Consider the following 14,985-nt stretch of genomic DNA (forward strand, 5'->3'; position numbering starts at 1 on the left):
CGCCGGGCCGTCTAGGTGCCGCGCACCCTGCCCTGCGGTCTCTTTGAATGCCGTTAATGATAAAATTTTTCCCGTGAATGCGGCGGGATGGCTGTGCAGGGGGGCAGGCCCGCCTTATATCTGACAGCATGAAGATGACCCGACGCCTGATCGCTTCCGCCCTGATGGCCGTTCTGGCCGGCGCGCTTGCCGCGCAAGGGGCCGAAGGCGACCCGCCCCTCGAAATCGTGATGCCGGCCGGGGACACCCCGCTGGAGGCCTGGCTGTGGATCAAGCGGCCGGTGGTCGTCTTCGCGGACAGCCCGATCGACCCGCGGTTCATCGAACAGATGACCCTGCTGGGCGAGCGGCTGGATGCGCTGGACGAACGCGACGTGGTGGTGATCACCGACACCGACCCCGCCGCAAAAAGCCCGGTGCGGCAAAAGCTGCGGCCGCGCGGCTTTTCCCTGGTGCTGATCGCCAAGGATGGCACGATCGTCGCGCGCAAGCCCAGCCCCTGGTCGGTGCGCGAGATCAGCCGCTCCATCGACAAGCTGCCGCTGCGCCAGCAGGAGCTGAAGCTGTTGACGCAGAAGCCCTGAGGCGCAGCCGTCATCACGGGCGCGGGAAAAGGCGTTTGCAAACGCCTTTCGAAAGCGGTTTGAAAACCGCTTTCAAGCCGCTTCAAAGCGGCTTGGCCCGCCCGGTTCAGACGTTGCCGCGCAAAAAAAACGCGATTTGCGAAGGCCGGTGCAGCAGCAACAGCGCGTTGCTGCCGGGATCGTAGATCAGCACCGTGTCCTCCGACATCAGCGCCAGGTAGATGTCGTGCTGAAAGGCCTCGCTCATGCAGGACCGCGCCGGGCCGGTAAAGCTGGACACCAGCCCCAGTCCGCCCGACAGGTTGATCGACATCAGCGCCTCGGACACGCTGTTGGGAGTCATGCCCGTCACCTCGAAGGCAACGGCCTGCCCCGCCGCCAGCGCGCGCTGTCCCGCGCGCAGGTCGGTCACCCGGCGCACCGGCCCCGTCGTCCGCAATTCGCCGGACACCGTGTCGAAGATCGCCGCCGTGCAGGTCGACCGGGAGGTAAAGCTGCGCGTCTGTGCCAGGAACACCCAGGTCCTGACCTGCGCGCGCACCGTCTCCTCGCGGTCCAGCGGACCGCAGCCCGCCAGCGCGCCCAGCAGCGCCACGAGCGCCGCGAAGGTCCGGATCGTTCGGGAGATCATCACGTCCTGCCCTGTCCAACGGTCGCCTGAGGACCGTCACCCTAGGGCAAAGCCGTTGACGAAGTCTTGTCGCGCGGCGGGTCATGGCCCGTCCTCCGGCTCGACCCGCGCACCGCCGGCTCCGACAAGGTGCAGCGCCGCACCACCGCCGAGATAGAGCAGCCCATAGCCCAGCAGGCTGCCCGATCCGGCCGCGACGAGGCCCGAATAGACCGCGAAGAAGACCACCGCCATCACCCCCAGCACCAGGAGCGGACCGCCGAGGTAGAACCCCCATCCCGGCACCAGGTCCAGCAGCGCCGAGACCAGCGCGAGGTAGATCGCATAGCCGATCCCCACCGAGACGATGGAGACCGCCAGCGCGATGCCCATCAGCACCGCGTTTCCGCTCGTGGTGGGCACAAGAAACCAGAGTCCGACCGCCGCCACCCCCGACACCACCAGCCCGGCAAGGAACGCCAGGCTGTGCATGAGCCAGATGCGGAGGGCGCGGCGCAGCATCACTCGAATTCCATGATCACGTCGTCAACGGCCAGGCTCTCGCCGGGGCCTGCGTTGATCTTGGCCACCACGCCCTTACGTTCGGCGCGCAGGATGTTCTCCATCTTCATCGCCTCGACGGTGCAGAGCGCCTGCCCGTCCTGCACTTCCTGCCCGGCCTCGACGTGGATCTTCACGATCAGGCCGGGCATCGGGCAGAGCAGCAGCCGGGAGGTGTCGGGCGGCAGTTTTTCCGGCATGAGGGCGGCCAGCTGCGCCTGTCGGGGCGAGCGGATGTGCACCTTCATGTCGGCGCCACGGGTGCGCAGGCGGAAACCCTGGGTGATCTTGTCGACCTTCAGCACCAGCGGGCGGCCGTCCACGGTCATCCGCGCCAGGCTGTCGCCGGGCGTCCAGTCGCCCTCGACGCGCAGCGTCTCACCGCCGGCAAAGCGCACGGTCGACCCATCGTGGTCAGCCTCGATGGAGACCGCGAACTGCTCGCCCTGCAGGCTGACCATCCAGTCCACGCCGACGCGGCGTTCGTGGTTGCCCAGCCGTCCGGTGACGCGGGTGCGGCGGATCTCGGCCACGCGGTTCATCGCCGCCGCCGCCGCCGCGACGCGCATCAGCTCGGGCTCACCCAGCGTCACGCCATCGAAACCCTCCGGGTATTCCTCGGCGATGAAGGCGGTGGTGATGTCGCCCGAAATGAACTTGGGGTGGTCCATCACGGCGGCGACGAAGGGCAGGTTGTGGCCGATGCCCTCGACCTCGAAGCTGTCCAGCGCGTTGCGCATTGTCTCGATCGCCTGCCCGCGGGTCGGCGCCCAGGTGCAGAGCTTGGCGATCATCGGGTCGTAGTACATGCTGATCTCGCCGCCCTCGAAGACGCCGGTGTCGTTGCGCACAACGCCCTCGCCCAGCGGGCCTTCGGCCGGCGGGCGGTAGCGGGTCAGCCGGCCGATGGAGGGCAGGAAGCCGCGGTAGGGGTCCTCGGCATAGAGCCGATTCTCGATCGCCCAGCCGTTGATCTTGAGATCGTCCTGGGTAAAGGGCAGCGGCTCGCCACTCGCCACGCGGATCATCTGCTCGACCAGGTCGATGCCGGTGATCAGCTCGGTCACCGGATGTTCCACCTGAAGGCGGGTGTTCATCTCGAGAAAGTAGAAGTTCTTCTGCCCGTCGACGATGAATTCCACCGTACCCGCGCTGGCGTAGCCGACCGCCTTGGCCAGGGCCACGGCCTGTTCGCCCATCGCCTTGCGCGTGGCGGGATCGAGGAAGGGCGAAGGCGCCTCTTCGACGACCTTCTGGTTGCGGCGCTGGATCGAGCATTCGCGTTCGTGCAGGTAGACGCCGTTGCCATGCGTGTCGCACAGCACCTGGATCTCGATGTGGCGCGGCTGCGTGACGAACTTCTCGATGAAGATGCGGTCGTCGCCAAAGGAGCTGGCCGCCTCGTTCTTGGACGACTGGAAACCCTCGCGCGCCTCGGCGTCGTTCCAGGCGATGCGCATCCCCTTGCCGCCGCCGCCGGCGGAGGCCTTGATCATCACCGGGTAGCCGATCTCGTTCGAGATCTTCACCGCTTCGTCGGCATCCTCGATCAGGCCCATGTAGCCGGGCACCGTGCTGACGCCGGCCTCCTGGGCGAGCTTCTTGGAGGTGATCTTGTCACCCATTGCCTCGATCGCGCCCTTGGGCGGGCCGATGAAGGCGACGCCGGCCTTGTCCAGCGCATCGGCGAACTTCGGGTTCTCCGACAGGAAGCCATAGCCCGGGTGCACCGCCTGCGCGCCGGATTGCTTGATGGCGCCGATGATCTTGTCGATCACGATGTAGGACTGGTTGGCCTGCGGCGGGCCGATGTGCACCGCCTCGTCGGCCATTTCGACGTGCAGCGCGTTCTTGTCGGCGTCGGAATAGACGGCCACCGTCTGGATGCCCATCTTGCGCGCCGTCTTGATGACCCGGCAGGCGATTTCGCCCCGGTTCGCGATCAGGATCTTGTCGAACATGTCTGTCCCTTCTTCTTGGCCCTCTCGGGGGCTGCGTCTGCACATGCAAACGCCGCCCGGAGCGGGGGCTCCGGACGGCGTCCAATCGGTGTGGGGGCGGCGCCGGTCAGGCGCGCGCCGCTATCGGTCTTGGTCTCAGTTGTTGCGGCAAAGGTCCGGCGTGACGTCGTCGCAGACGACGCCCGCGGCGCCGCCGATGGCCGCGCCGGCCGCCACGTTGCGGCCGGTGGCCGCGGCGCTGGCCGCGCCGATGCCGGCGCCGATGACGCCGCGTTCGATGTCGGTGCCTTCGCAGGCGGCAAGGCCAAGCGTCGCGACAAGCGCGAGCGAGATCGTGAAGATGCGCATGTAACTGTCTCCTCTTCCCATGTCAGGGTGTTCCGGGTCTGAATGGACGGACTGTGACGCAGCAACGCGCCAACCGGAAGACGGTTCCGCAGGAGCGCGCGGACAACGGCAGGAACCGGCGCAAGACCGGCAGCTTTCTGCCGAGTGGCGGCTTCAGCAGCGCGCCGGGTAGCGGCTGCACAGGCCGATGTCGGTCGACGGGCCGGTGACGATGTTGCGGTCAAGAGCGACGGCAGGCCGCGACCCAGACGAAGGCTTCCCGTCAAGGTTGTCCCCACAGCCCGCCAGAAGTGCGGCTGCAACAAGCCCGAAGGCCAGGTGGATGCGGTGTGTCCCGTGGCGTGGCACGCGAGGTTCTCCTCATCTTGGTTCGGCTGCTCGCCGAGGAGGGAACACCAAAGCCCGGTGGAAATCCAGCCCTTGATTCGGGTCAGGTGACGCCGCGGAAGGATTTCGGCAAACCCTTGCCGGATCGCGATATTTCGACGGACGACACGAAATCGGGGCGGACAGGCCGGGGACAGACATGCCCGCCCCCTTCGGGGTTGGGTGACGCGGGGACGATGGGACGAAAGGGGACCCGGGCCGCGACCCCGCGCCACGCTTGCAGACTCCGCGTCCCCTGCAAAGCCCGCAATCGACGCTTTCTCCGCATCGGCGACAGGCCGCGCAATCTGGCCGCGAACTGGCAAGAAGGCGCGCATGCTCACTCCCCGTCCTCCAGCGGCTCAAAGGCCTCGGGAAAGGAAACGCGCGCGGCGTTTTCGTCGATGATCAGGAGGGCCTCGTAGCTCTCCGGGTCAAAGGGATCGTCGTAGGGCAGAACCTCGCGGCCAAACAGCCAGGACAGGCGTCCGGCATCCAGGTTGCCGCGCTCAAAGGGTTCGTCGCCGAAATGCTGCCAGAGGGCCGCCATGAAGGCGAGATCGGCGCGCCGGTCCGCCGGACGGCGGTCGCGAAAGCGCTCCTTGCGCGTCAGCGGTGTGACGCCCTTCGGATTGGCCCGCCGGATGGTGAACTGGAAATCGGTGCCGGTCAGCCGGCCGGGAAAGCCGCGATGCTTCAACATGTGCCGCACCCAGACACATGGAAACCGCGCCCCGAAAGCCGGGAAACGGCAAGGTCGCAACGCATCCCGCGCGGAGCTGCCTCACATCGGCGGGGAAGCGGGACGGACGCGCAGGTCCGCCCCGATAGGTTCTTACTTGTACTTGCCCGTGTAGACCGGCTCGACCGAGATGGGCTCGGGATCGACCACGATATACTCTTCTTCCTGCTGCGCACATGCGGAAACACCCGCGATGAGTGCGAACATTGCAAGCAGCTTGATGCTCTTGGACATCTTCTACTCCTGTCTGGTTCAACGAAACACACAGCGCGCGCGCGCCCTGCCTGTCCCCGTTTCGAGGTTTCGATTGCTTGGGTGCAATCGTCGACAAACCTAACCGAGCCCTGTGGAAAAAGATATGCCCTTGCCGCCAACGATTCGGCCTGTGGCACATAAGACGCATTCCACAGAGGGCATGAACGCCGGGCCGCAAGATATTGTGGAAACATCAGAATGCCTCCCAGATGCAGCGTTGATCTTCGATCCTGTAGCTTTCAAAGACCTGCACAACGCCGGGCGTCATGACGCCGAATTCGACCGGCTCTGCCATCAGGCTGACGACGATGCGCGCCGGGTCGATCCCGTCGGCGCGCAACCGCGGCAAGGCATCCTCGGCGCAGAGCCAGGTCAGGTCTTCGGTCAGGGCGCCATGGCTGACGCCGCCGTCGGCCAAAGCCGGGGCCAGGTAGCGCACGCGATAGAGCGGCGCCTCGTCGATGCTGTCCCAGGCCAGCGCCTCGATGCCCGAGGGCAGCGTCACCGATTCCTCCGGCGCCTGGGCCAGCGCCGGACCCGGCACTGCAAACGCCGAGCAAGCAACGGAAACAAAAGAGAGAATTTTTAGGCAGCCCCGACACCGCCGGGTGTTGGCCGTAACGGTTCCTCCCGTCAGGGCTGCCTGATCCCCGAGCGCGCCCGGGGCGATAAACCTGTGCGGCGCCGTCATCGGACGCCCTCCCCTGCCCAGGTCAGCCAGCGGGCACGATGGCCCGGACTGTCCAGCAGGTCCTTGATGCGGCCCTCGACACCGGCAGGCGCCGGCGCGGCAAGCCGCCCTCCGGCGCGGACGGTGAGACCACATTCCGCAGCGTCAACTACTACCACCGGGGAAAACCCGCGCAAGCCCCGAAGCGCGCGCCAGAGGTCCTGCCGTATCTGCCGGGCCAGCCGGCCGCGGCGGACCGGCGGAAACTCGCCGGTTGCCACGATGTCCAGCCGCGGCGGCCAGTGCCGCGCCAGCACGTAACCCGCATCGCTGCGCGCCTCGTACCACCCGCCGCGCAGGCGCCGCGGCGCCCTGTCGGTGTCCCAAGCGGTCATCACGTCCTCACAGCGGAATGTTGTCGTGCTTCTTCCACGGCATCTTGCGCGACTTGTTGCGCAACATGGCAAAGGCCCGCGCCACCCGCCGCCGGGTCGAGCGCGGCTGGATCACCTCGTCGACGAAACCGCGTTCGGCCGCGATGAAGGGATTGGCAAAGCGGTCCTCGTACTCGGCCGCATGCGCCGCGATCTTGTCCGGGTCGCCCAGGTCGGCGCGGTGGACGATCTCGGCCGCGCCCTTGGCGCCCATCACCGCGATCTGCGAGGTCGGCCAGGCATAGTTGACGTCCGCGCGCAGGTGCTTGGACGCCATCACGACATAGGCGCCGCCATAGGCCTTGCGGGTGATCACGGTGACCTTGGGCACCGTCGCCTCGCCGTAGGCGAACAGCAGCTTGGCGCCGTGCTTGATCACGCCGTTGTATTCCTGCGAGGTGCCGGGCAGGAAGCCCGGCACGTCCACGAAGGTCAGGATCGGGATCTCGAAGCAGTCGCAGAAACGGACAAAGCGCGCCGCCTTGCGGCTGCTGTCGATGTCCAGCACGCCGGCCAGCACCATCGGCTGGTTCGCCACCACGCCCACGGTCTGCCCTTCGAGCCGGATGAAGCCGGTGATGATGTTGCCCGCGAAATCCTGCTGGATCTCGTAGAAATCGCCCTCGTCCGCGACCTTCAGGATCAGCTCCTTCATGTCGTAGGGCATGTTGGGGTTTTCCGGGATCAGCGTGTCGAGGCTGGTCTCGATCCGGTCGACATCGTCGAAGAACGGCCGCACGGGCGGCTTTTCGCGGTTGTGGAGCGGCAGGAAATCGACCAGCCGCCGCACCTCGGCCAGCGCCTCGACGTCGTTTTCAAAGGCGCCATCGGCGACCGAGGATTTGCGGGTGTGGGTCGAGGCGCCGCCCAGTTCCTCGGCGCTGACGTGTTCGTTGGTCACGGTCTTGACCACGTCCGGGCCGGTGACGAACATGTACGAGGAATCCTTCACCATGAAGATGAAGTCGGTCATGGCGGGCGAATAGACCGCGCCGCCGGCGCAGGGCCCCATGATGACCGAGATCTGCGGCACGACGCCCGAGGCCTCGATGTTGCGCTGGAACACCTCGCCATAGCCGGCCAGCGAATCCACGCCCTCCTGGATGCGCGCGCCACCCGAGTCGTTCAGCCCGATCACCGGCGCGCCGTTCTGCACCGCCATGTCCATGATCTTGCAGATCTTGGCCGCATGGGTGGCCGAGACGGATCCGCCCAGCACGGTGAAGTCCTGGCTGAAGACATAGACCATGCGGCCGTTGATGGTGCCCCAGCCGGTCACCACGCCATCGCCGTAGGGGCGGTTGCGGTCCATGCCGAAGTCGTTGCAGCGGTGCGCGACGAAGGTGTCGTATTCCTCAAAGCTGCCCTCGTCCAAGAGCAGCTCGATGCGTTCGCGCGCGGTCAGCTTGCCCTTGGCATGCTGGCCATCGACCCGCGTCTGCCCCCCGCCCAGCCGGGCGTTCTCGCGGCGGTCATGCAATTCCTGGAGAATGTCTTTCATCTGCGGCCCCTTTCGGTTTGCCCGGAAAATACAGGGGAAACGCGGCATCTCAAGGACTTCCTCGCAAATTTGCAAATGCAGAATAGTCTGCCTTGAGAATAATGCGTAACTGCAAAATTCGGCGATGTGTCAGCAACGCATGGACAATCCCCGCCGACCGTCCTACCGCTAAGCCATGAGTTCGCATCCTCAGGTGCGGTTTCTGGACCGCGCGACCCCGCCACATATTGTCACACTGGTTCTGCTGGCCGGCATGTCCGCGCTGGTGATGAACATCTTTGTGCCCAGCCTGCAACTGATGGCGGACTGGTTCGGCACCGATTACGCCATCATGCAGGCCTCGATTACCGGCTTTCTGGCGATGAACGCGGTGCTGCAACTGATCGTCGGACCGATCTCGGACAAGTTCGGCCGCCGCCCGGTGATCCTGGGCGGCACGGCGATCTTCATCCTCGCCACGATTGGCTGCCTGCTGGCGACGGACATCGTGACCTTCCTGGTGTTCCGGATGATTCAGGCCAGCATCGTGGTGGCCATGGTGCTCAGCCGCGCCGTGGTGCGCGACCTCTACCCCCCGGCCGAGGCCGCCTCGATGATCGGCTATGTCACCATGGGCATGTCGCTGGTGCCGATGCTGGCGCCGGTGGCGGGCGGCTGGCTGGCCGAAAGCTTTGGCTGGCACTCCAACTTCTGGGTCATGCTGGTGCTCGGGGTCGCGCTCTACTGGCTGTGCCACCGCGACCTGGGCGAAACCTCGGTGCGCAGCGGCCTGACGCTGGGCCAGCAGTTCCGCGAATACCCGCAGCTGTTCCGCAGCCCGCGCTTCTGGGGCTACGCATTGGCGGCGGCCTTCTCCTCCGGCGCGTTCTTCTCCTACGTCGGCGGCGCGTCCTTTGTCGGGATCGAGGTGTTCGGCCTCTCGGCCACGGTGCTGGGTTTCCTCTTCGGCGCGCCGGCGGTGGGCTACGGGCTGGGCAATTTCATCTCGGGACGGTTTTCGGCACGCTACGGCATCAACACCATGATGCTGGCGGGCGGGCTGCTTGTCAGCACCGGCATGGCGCTGTCGCTGATCGTCTTCGCGCTGGGCCTCGGCAGCGCCTGGAGCTTTTTCGGGTTCATGACCTTCGTGGGCCTCGGCAACGGGCTGACCCTGCCCAACGCCACCGCCGGCGCGATGTCGGTCCGGCCCAGGCTGGCCGGCACCGCCTCGGGCCTGGCCGGGGCGATCATGCTGGGCGGCGGCGCGGCGCTGTCGCAGCTGGCCGGGGTGCTGCTGACAGCGGAAGCCGGGGCCTGGCCGCTGTTGTGGATCATGTTCGGCTGCGGCGTCGCCTCGGTCCTGGCCACCGTCGTGGTGATCCGCCGCGCCCGCTACCTCAGGGGGCTGGACGCGGCCTGAGGAAGTTTGCATCTTTGCGGGACAACCGGGCAAAGATGCAAACGGCGGGCTTATGCCCCGCCCCGCGTCGCGCCCCCCGCAGGAACGGACCCAAGGGCCATGGCCACGCAGAAACTCTACGCCGGCGCCAAGCTGCGCGACATCCGCACCCGGTTGAACCTGACGCAAAAGGATTTTGCGTCCAAGCTGGGCATCTCCCTGCCCTACCTGAACCAGATGGAGAACAACAACCGCCCCGTCAGCACGACGGTGGTGCTGGCGCTGGCGCAGGAGTTCGGGTTCGACGTGACCGAGCTGGGCCAGGGCGATGCCGAACGCCTGGTCACCGACATGCGCGAGGCGCTGGCCGACCCGGTGTTCGGCGAGAACTCGCCACAGCTGGCCGACCTGCGGCTGACCGCCTCCAACGCCCCGGTTCTGGCGCGCGCCTTCCTCGCCTTGCACCGCGCCTACCGGCAGACGCACGAACGCCTGGCGTCACTGGACGAGGCGCTGGGCCGCGAGGGCGCGCAGCTGCAACCCAGCCCCTGGGAGGAGGTGCGCGATTTCTTCCATTACTGCGACAACTACATCGACGCGGTGGACCGCGCCGCCGAACACTTTGCCCGGCTCGAAGAGGGCGAAGGCACCATCCGCAAGGCCGCCATCGACCGGCTCCAGGCACGCGGCATCACCGTGCGTTTTTCGCAGGCGGCGCCGATGCGTTCCTACGACGAAACGCGGCACGAGCTGGTGCTGTCCTCGCTGCTGCCGTTGGAAACGCAGACCTTCCAGTTGCTGGTGCAGGTGGCGCTCTTGCGGCAGAACCAGCTGCTGGACGCCACGCTGGACCTCGCCCGGTTCCAGACCGAAGAGGCCCGCGCCATCGCCAAGCTGGGCCTTGCCAACTACTTCGCCGGGGCCGCCATGATGCCCTACAAGGCGATCCTGGCGGCGGCGCAGGACACGCGGCACGACCTTGAACTGCTGGCCGCGCGCTTCGGCGCCTCGATCGAACAGGTGGCGCACCGGCTTTCGACCCTGCAACGCCCGGGCGCCAAGGGCGTGCCGTTCTTCTTCGTCCGGGTCGACCAGGCCGGCACGATCACCAAACGCCACTCCGCCACGCGGCTGCAATTCGCCCGCTTCGGCGGCGCCTGCCCGCTGTGGAACGTGCACCGCGCGTTCGAAACGCCCGGCCGCTTCCTGCGCCAGCTGGCCGAAACCCCGGACGGCGTGCGCTACATCAGCCTCGCCCGCGACGTGTCCAAGACCGGCGGCCATTTCGGCGCCCCGGTGCGGCGCTACGCCATCGCCATCGGCTGCGAGGTACGCCACGCCGCGGCCCTGGTCTACGCCGACGACCTCGACTTCACCCGCGCCTCGGCGTTTGAGCCGATCGGCATCAGCTGCCGCATCTGCGAACGCACCAACTGCCACCAACGCTCGGTCCCGCCGCTGGAAAAGCGCCTGACCACCACGCCCAACCGCCGCGACGTCCTGCCCTACCAGCTGGAATAGGCGCCCCGGGACCAACCACCGACCTTCGTTCTGGTGAAACTCGAAGCTGACACTCCGCCATCCACATGCACCTGCCCACAAAAAAGGCGTCACGCCCCCACAGGCGACATCCAGCGCGCGGAAGCGCTCCTCTGGATCACGCCCCCGCAGACACGCGGCAGGGGTAGCGCACCGCCATATCCGCCATGATCGCACAATCCGTGGCGTCCAGAGGCCCCTCCACCCAGGGCCGAAACCGCAGCCGCACCGCGTTCAGAACCAGACCGTCCCGCTCCGGCGCCACGTCATAGCCGAACCGCCGACAATCCGCGCGAAACCGCTCCGCGTCCAGCATCCCCGCCCCCCCCTCCGGCCAGACCGCCAGCCCACGCCGCGCCAGCCGCCGCCAGTCGAACCGCCCGCCCGGATCGGTCTTGCGGCCCAGCGCCGTGTCGGAATGCGCCACCACCCGCTCTGGCGGGATGTCCCAGCGCGCGCGGATCCCGGCCAGCAGGTCCTCCAGCACCGCCATCTGCGGCTCCGGGAAAGGCTGAAAGCCGGTGTTGGCCAGCTCGATCCCGATGGAGCGCGAATTGACGTCGCGCACCCCGCCCCAGCAGCCCGCCCCGGCGTGCCAGGCGCGCTGAGCCTCGTCGACCAGCTGCCACAGCCGCCCGTCCTCGGCGATCACGTAGTGGCAGGACACCTCGCTGTCGGGGTTGCAAAGCCAGTCGCGCGCCGCCTCGGCCGAGGCCATGGCGGTGTAATGCAGCATGATCATGTCGGGCAGCACATCGCCGCGCCGCGCACCGAAATTGGGCGAGGGATGCCAGAGCGCCCCGGAGGTCACCTCAGCCGCCGCGCACCGCGCGGAAGGGGGCCGGGTTCCAACCGCAGGCAAAGCCGTCACCGTCCGGATCCAGGCCCTTGCGGTCCTTCTCGGGTCCGCCGGAGGCCAGGAAATCCTCCTGCGCGAGATCGGGCGAGGCGTAGCCCGCGCAGGCCCGCTGATGCCGCGACTGGGTGTTCAGCACGGACCGCTTGTACAGCGCGGTGCCCACCGGGTTGGTGGTGCGCAGCGCGTATTCGACGATGTTCGGTCCGCCATCCTCACGCGCGGGCAGCGCCTCGGGGGCGACCAGCGTGTACTGCGCGCGGTTGCGTTCGATCATGGCGGCATCGGCGGCGATGTCGCGGGTGGCGGAGACGGCGGTAAAATCGTTCTCGCCCGAGATTCCGCGTGCGTTCGCCACGACCGGCGGCGGCGGGTTGCCCGGCCGCGCCTCGACCGGGGCGACACCGGAGTTGGCCGCGATCGCCGCCGAGGCGGCCCGCGCCTCGGCCGAATCGAGCGCCGCGGCTGCCACGTCGGGCGCCACCGGGATCGACCCCGACTGGCCGTTCAGCTGGGCCTCGCGGCGCGCCGCGTAGTCGCTGTAGCTGCCAAAGCCCACCCCGGTCCCCGGGTCGGGCACATTGGCCGCGCTGTCGGGAACCGAAGGCGCACATGCCGAAACGGCAAGTGCCGCCGCCACAACCGCAAAGGAAAGTCGCATTTTCCGTCCTGCCTGTTCGTTCGCAGGGGCCTTACCACCATTTCGCGGGCTTGGCCACAAATCCTGCGGCGCGTTCCAGCGCATAGGCGCAATTCAGCAGATCGCCTTCTTCCCACGGACGGCCGATCAGTTGCAGCCCCAGCGGCAGCCCCTGCTTGTCCAGCCCGGCGGGCACGGCGATGCCCGGAAGGCCGGCCAGGTTGACCGTCACGGTGAACACGTCGTTGAGGTACATCTGCACCGGATCGGCCTCGGTCATCTCGCCCAGGCCAAAGGCGGCAGAGGGCGTCGCCGGGGTCAGGATCGCGTCCACGCCCTGCGCGAACACGTCCTCGAAGTCCTTCTTGATCAGCGTCCGCACCATGCGCGCGCGGTTGTAATAGGCATCGTAGAAGCCAGCCGACAGCACGTAGGTCCCCACCATGACGCGGCGCTTGACCTCCGAGCCAAAGCCTTCGGCGCGGGTCTTTTCGTACATCTCGACGATGCCGTCGCCCTGCGCCAGCTTGGCCCGGTGGCCGTAACGCACGCCGTCATAGCGCGCCAGGTTCGACGAGGCCTCGGCCGGCGCGATCACGTAGTAGGCGGGCAGCGCGTATTTCGTGTGCGGCAGGCTGATGTCGACGATCTTCGCGCCTGCATCCTGCAGCATCCGGCGGCCTTCGGCCCAGAGCGCGTCGATCTCTTCGGGCATGCCGTCCATGCGGTATTCACGCGGGATGCCGATCACCTTGCCCTTGATGTCGCCGGTCAGCATGGCCTCGAAATCCGGCACGGCGAGGTCGGCGGAGGTCGAATCCTTGGGGTCATGGCCGCACATGGCCTGCAACATGATTGCGCTGTCGCGCACGTCCTTGGTCATCGGGCCGGCCTGGTCCAGCGAGGAGGCAAAGGCGACAATGCCCCAGCGCGAGCAGCGTCCGTAGGTCGGCTTGATGCCCGTAATGCCGACAAAGGCGGCGGGCTGGCGGATCGAGCCGCCGGTGTCGGTGCCGGTGGCACCGAGGCAGAGGTCCGCCGCCACGGCCGAGGCCGAGCCGCCGGAGGAGCCGCCCGGCGTCAGCGCGGTGTCGTCGTTGCCGCGCCGCCAGGGGTTGACCACGTTGCCATAGCACGAGGTCTCGTTCGACGAGCCCATGGCGAATTCGTCCATGTTCAGCTTGCCCAGCATGACGGCGCCCGCGTCGAACAGCTGGCTGGTCACGGTGGATTCGTACTCGGGCTTGAAGCCCTTGAGGATGTTGGACGCCGCCTGCGAAGGCACGCCCTTGGTGCAGAACAGGTCCTTGATGCCCAGCGGGATGCCGCAGAGCGCGGGCGCCTCGCCCGCCTTGATCCGCGCATCCGCCGCCGTGGCCTGCGCGCGCGCGATCTCGGGTGTCTTGTGGACAAAGGCGTTCAGCGCGTCGGCCGCGTCGATGGCCGACAGGCAGGCCTCGGTCAACTCCAGGCTGGTCACGTCGCCCTTGCGCAGCGCGTCACGCGCCTCGGCAATCTTCAGTTTCGTCAGCTCGCTCATCACTCGACCACCTTCGGAACCGCAAAGAACCCCTCGCGCGCATCGGGCGCGTTCGACAGGACCTTGGCCTGCATGTTGCCGTCGGTCACCCCGTCGCGGCGCCGCTTCAGCCGCATCGGCGTGACCGAAACCATGGGTTCGACCCCCTCGACGTCGACCTCGTTCAGCTGCTCGATGAAGCCGAGGATATCGTTGAAGGACTGCGCCAGCGCGGGCAGATCGTCCTTTTCCACCTTGATGCGCGCCAGGTGCGCCACGCGCGCCGCGGTCTCGATGTCAATCGACATGGGGGCCTCTCGTCTTGGATGTCCGGGCAGGCTTTACCGCCCTGCCCCGCGCGCCGCAAGCACATGCCGCGTCCAGACGTGGATCATCCAGCCCAGCATCATCGCGTTGAGCAGGTGCCAGAGGAAATGCGTACCGAACGGCAGTATGGCGCAGGAAGGTTCGTCCAGCGTCCGCGCCGCCATGGACAGCAGTAGGATCGCCACGCCGATCATCAGCCCGCGCGCGGTGTCGGGTGCGCGGTGGCGCAGCAAGACGGCGTAGATGGCGATCAGTGTCGGCACCGGGGCATAGGCGGCGGTCCCGCCCAGCCCCGGGATCATCGAGAACAGTGGCACCGTGGCTGCGGCGTAGGGAACGAACAGCGCCGTCAGCCCCAGCGCAGCCCAGCGCCCCAGCCGCCAGAAATCGCGGTTCGCGGCGTAGATGTAGACCAGCACGTAGACCAGGATCGGCAGCACGTCCACCACCCCTGCCCAGGCCTGTGCGAAGGTGTGGAACAGGAAGGAGCCGACCCCGATCAGCCCGAGGATGCCGCACAGCACCCGGCCCAAGCCGAAGGTCCGCCGCCACATGAACGCCGCCGCCAGTACAAAGGCGAGGTTGGTCACGGCATTGACCGGCTCGGCCCAGAACTCCGGCACCATTCGCTCGCAATAGCCGTCGACGGCCCGTGTCCAGTCCATGCCCCGCCCTTTCCGATGCCTTCAGG

At 67.3% G+C, this 14,985-nt stretch carries 17 protein-coding genes; 3 read left to right on the forward strand and 14 right to left on the reverse strand.

Features of this window, described 5'->3' with window-relative positions; translation table 11 throughout:
• Positions 1 to 128 precede the first annotated feature (128 nt).
• Positions 129 to 584 (forward strand): DUF4174 domain-containing protein, encoded by a 456-nt coding sequence (locus MAA8898_RS21325; protein ID WP_094023061.1) that lies wholly within the window; start codon positions 129 to 131, stop codon positions 582 to 584.
• A 106-nt stretch (positions 585 to 690) separates the two neighbouring features.
• On the opposite strand, the gene MAA8898_RS21330 is transcribed toward MAA8898_RS21325, so the two are convergent.
• The 9 genes from MAA8898_RS21330 to MAA8898_RS21365 all read right to left on the reverse strand — a co-directional run bounded on the left by MAA8898_RS21330 (position 691) and on the right by MAA8898_RS21365 (position 8,032).
• The gene (locus tag MAA8898_RS21330; RefSeq protein ID WP_094023062.1) at positions 691 to 1,215 is read right to left on the reverse strand and encodes a hypothetical protein; all 525 of its coding nucleotides are present in this window, start codon (positions 1,213 to 1,215) and stop codon (positions 691 to 693) included.
• Between the two features lie 81 nt (positions 1,216 to 1,296).
• A complete protein-coding gene (locus tag MAA8898_RS21335) occupies positions 1,297 to 1,716 on the reverse strand; it encodes a hypothetical protein (protein ID WP_094023063.1) in 420 nt (139 codons plus the stop codon).
• Positions 1,716 to 3,716, reverse strand: coding sequence for an acetyl-CoA carboxylase biotin carboxylase subunit (locus MAA8898_RS21340; protein ID WP_094023064.1), 2,001 nt, complete (start codon positions 3,714 to 3,716; stop codon positions 1,716 to 1,718). The genes MAA8898_RS21335 and MAA8898_RS21340 overlap by 1 nt, the downstream gene beginning before the upstream one ends.
• Positions 3,717 to 3,851: 135 nt before the next feature.
• Positions 3,852 to 4,064 (reverse strand): hypothetical protein, encoded by a 213-nt coding sequence (locus tag MAA8898_RS21345; protein WP_176445267.1) that lies wholly within the window; start codon positions 4,062 to 4,064, stop codon positions 3,852 to 3,854.
• 706 nt (positions 4,065 to 4,770) lie between these two features.
• A complete protein-coding gene (locus MAA8898_RS21350; RefSeq protein ID WP_094023065.1) occupies positions 4,771 to 5,133 on the reverse strand; it encodes a hypothetical protein in 363 nt (120 codons plus the stop codon).
• 132 nt (positions 5,134 to 5,265) lie between these two features.
• Complete coding sequence (locus tag MAA8898_RS26425) at positions 5,266 to 5,406, reverse strand: hypothetical protein (RefSeq protein WP_176445268.1); 141 nt, start codon at positions 5,404 to 5,406, stop codon at positions 5,266 to 5,268.
• Between the two features lie 214 nt (positions 5,407 to 5,620).
• Positions 5,621 to 6,118 carry a DUF6497 family protein gene (locus tag MAA8898_RS27115; protein ID WP_281252910.1) on the reverse strand — a complete coding sequence of 166 codons (498 nt, stop codon included), beginning with the start codon at positions 6,116 to 6,118 and terminating at the stop codon, positions 5,621 to 5,623.
• Complete coding sequence (locus MAA8898_RS21360) at positions 6,115 to 6,492, reverse strand: hypothetical protein (RefSeq protein ID WP_094023067.1); 378 nt, start codon at positions 6,490 to 6,492, stop codon at positions 6,115 to 6,117. The genes MAA8898_RS27115 and MAA8898_RS21360 overlap by 4 nt, the downstream gene beginning before the upstream one ends.
• Before the next feature lie 7 nt (positions 6,493 to 6,499).
• Entirely contained in the window at positions 6,500 to 8,032 is a 1,533-nt protein-coding gene (locus MAA8898_RS21365) for an acyl-CoA carboxylase subunit beta (RefSeq protein ID WP_094023068.1), read from the reverse strand.
• 175 nt (positions 8,033 to 8,207) lie between these two features.
• On the opposite strand from MAA8898_RS21365, the gene MAA8898_RS21370 reads away from it, so the two are divergent.
• Both MAA8898_RS21370 and MAA8898_RS21375 read left to right on the forward strand, forming a co-directional pair.
• On the forward strand, positions 8,208 to 9,434 hold the full coding sequence (locus MAA8898_RS21370) for a multidrug effflux MFS transporter (RefSeq protein WP_094023069.1): 1,227 nt from the start codon (positions 8,208 to 8,210) through the stop codon (positions 9,432 to 9,434).
• A 99-nt stretch (positions 9,435 to 9,533) separates the two neighbouring features.
• The gene (locus MAA8898_RS21375; RefSeq protein WP_094023070.1) at positions 9,534 to 10,934 is read left to right on the forward strand and encodes a helix-turn-helix domain-containing protein; all 1,401 of its coding nucleotides are present in this window, start codon (positions 9,534 to 9,536) and stop codon (positions 10,932 to 10,934) included.
• A gap of 136 nt (positions 10,935 to 11,070) precedes the next feature.
• Here the strand turns inward: MAA8898_RS21375 and MAA8898_RS21380 are convergent, their stop codons facing one another.
• From MAA8898_RS21380 to MAA8898_RS21400, 5 genes are all read right to left on the reverse strand, one after another.
• On the reverse strand, positions 11,071 to 11,694 hold the full coding sequence (locus MAA8898_RS21380; RefSeq protein ID WP_094023113.1) for an N-acetylmuramoyl-L-alanine amidase: 624 nt from the start codon (positions 11,692 to 11,694) through the stop codon (positions 11,071 to 11,073).
• Between the two features lie 70 nt (positions 11,695 to 11,764).
• Positions 11,765 to 12,469, reverse strand: coding sequence for a hypothetical protein (locus MAA8898_RS21385; protein ID WP_094023071.1), 705 nt, complete (start codon positions 12,467 to 12,469; stop codon positions 11,765 to 11,767).
• 31 nt (positions 12,470 to 12,500) lie between these two features.
• Positions 12,501 to 13,988 (reverse strand): Asp-tRNA(Asn)/Glu-tRNA(Gln) amidotransferase subunit GatA, encoded by a 1,488-nt coding sequence (gene gatA / locus MAA8898_RS21390; protein WP_094023072.1) that lies wholly within the window; start codon positions 13,986 to 13,988, stop codon positions 12,501 to 12,503.
• Positions 13,988 to 14,275, reverse strand: a complete 288-nt coding sequence (gatC, locus tag MAA8898_RS21395; RefSeq protein ID WP_094023073.1) for an Asp-tRNA(Asn)/Glu-tRNA(Gln) amidotransferase subunit GatC — start codon at positions 14,273 to 14,275, stop codon at positions 13,988 to 13,990. Before gatC ends, gatA begins: the two co-directional genes overlap by 1 nt.
• 33 nt (positions 14,276 to 14,308) lie before the next feature.
• Positions 14,309 to 14,959: a ceramidase domain-containing protein gene (locus MAA8898_RS21400; RefSeq protein WP_094023074.1), complete on the reverse strand. Its 651-nt coding sequence runs from the start codon at positions 14,957 to 14,959 to the stop codon at positions 14,309 to 14,311.
• Positions 14,960 to 14,985: the final 26 nt, after the last annotated feature.

The organism is Antarctobacter aquimaris (genome assembly GCF_900184945.1).
In the GTDB taxonomy this organism is placed as follows: domain Bacteria; phylum Pseudomonadota; class Alphaproteobacteria; order Rhodobacterales; family Rhodobacteraceae; genus Maliponia; species Maliponia aquimaris.

Bases quoted from the DNA above. Each gene is read 5' to 3' on its own strand.
- MAA8898_RS21325 (WP_094023061.1), top strand. From the start codon at position 129: ATGAAGATGACCCGACGCCTGATCGCTTCCGCCCTGATGGCCGTTCTG.
- MAA8898_RS21330 (WP_094023062.1), bottom strand. From the start codon at position 1,215: ATGATCTCCCGAACGATCCGGACCTTCGCGGCGCTCGTGGCGCTGCTG.
- MAA8898_RS21335 (WP_094023063.1), bottom strand. From the start codon at position 1,716: ATGCTGCGCCGCGCCCTCCGCATCTGGCTCATGCACAGCCTGGCGTTC.
- MAA8898_RS21340 (WP_094023064.1), bottom strand. From the start codon at position 3,716: ATGTTCGACAAGATCCTGATCGCGAACCGGGGCGAAATCGCCTGCCGG.
- MAA8898_RS21345 (WP_176445267.1), bottom strand. From the start codon at position 4,064: ATGCGCATCTTCACGATCTCGCTCGCGCTTGTCGCGACGCTTGGCCTT.
- MAA8898_RS21350 (WP_094023065.1), bottom strand. From the start codon at position 5,133: ATGTTGAAGCATCGCGGCTTTCCCGGCCGGCTGACCGGCACCGATTTC.
- MAA8898_RS26425 (WP_176445268.1), bottom strand. From the start codon at position 5,406: ATGTCCAAGAGCATCAAGCTGCTTGCAATGTTCGCACTCATCGCGGGT.
- MAA8898_RS27115 (WP_281252910.1), bottom strand. From the start codon at position 6,118: ATGACGGCGCCGCACAGGTTTATCGCCCCGGGCGCGCTCGGGGATCAG.
- MAA8898_RS21360 (WP_094023067.1), bottom strand. From the start codon at position 6,492: ATGACCGCTTGGGACACCGACAGGGCGCCGCGGCGCCTGCGCGGCGGG.
- MAA8898_RS21365 (WP_094023068.1), bottom strand. From the start codon at position 8,032: ATGAAAGACATTCTCCAGGAATTGCATGACCGCCGCGAGAACGCCCGG.
- MAA8898_RS21370 (WP_094023069.1), top strand. From the start codon at position 8,208: ATGAGTTCGCATCCTCAGGTGCGGTTTCTGGACCGCGCGACCCCGCCA.
- MAA8898_RS21375 (WP_094023070.1), top strand. From the start codon at position 9,534: ATGGCCACGCAGAAACTCTACGCCGGCGCCAAGCTGCGCGACATCCGC.
- MAA8898_RS21380 (WP_094023113.1), bottom strand. From the start codon at position 11,694: ATGATCATGCTGCATTACACCGCCATGGCCTCGGCCGAGGCGGCGCGC.
- MAA8898_RS21385 (WP_094023071.1), bottom strand. From the start codon at position 12,469: ATGCGACTTTCCTTTGCGGTTGTGGCGGCGGCACTTGCCGTTTCGGCA.
- gatA (WP_094023072.1), bottom strand. From the start codon at position 13,988: ATGAGCGAGCTGACGAAACTGAAGATTGCCGAGGCGCGTGACGCGCTG.
- gatC (WP_094023073.1), bottom strand. From the start codon at position 14,275: ATGTCGATTGACATCGAGACCGCGGCGCGCGTGGCGCACCTGGCGCGC.
- MAA8898_RS21400 (WP_094023074.1), bottom strand. From the start codon at position 14,959: ATGGACTGGACACGGGCCGTCGACGGCTATTGCGAGCGAATGGTGCCG.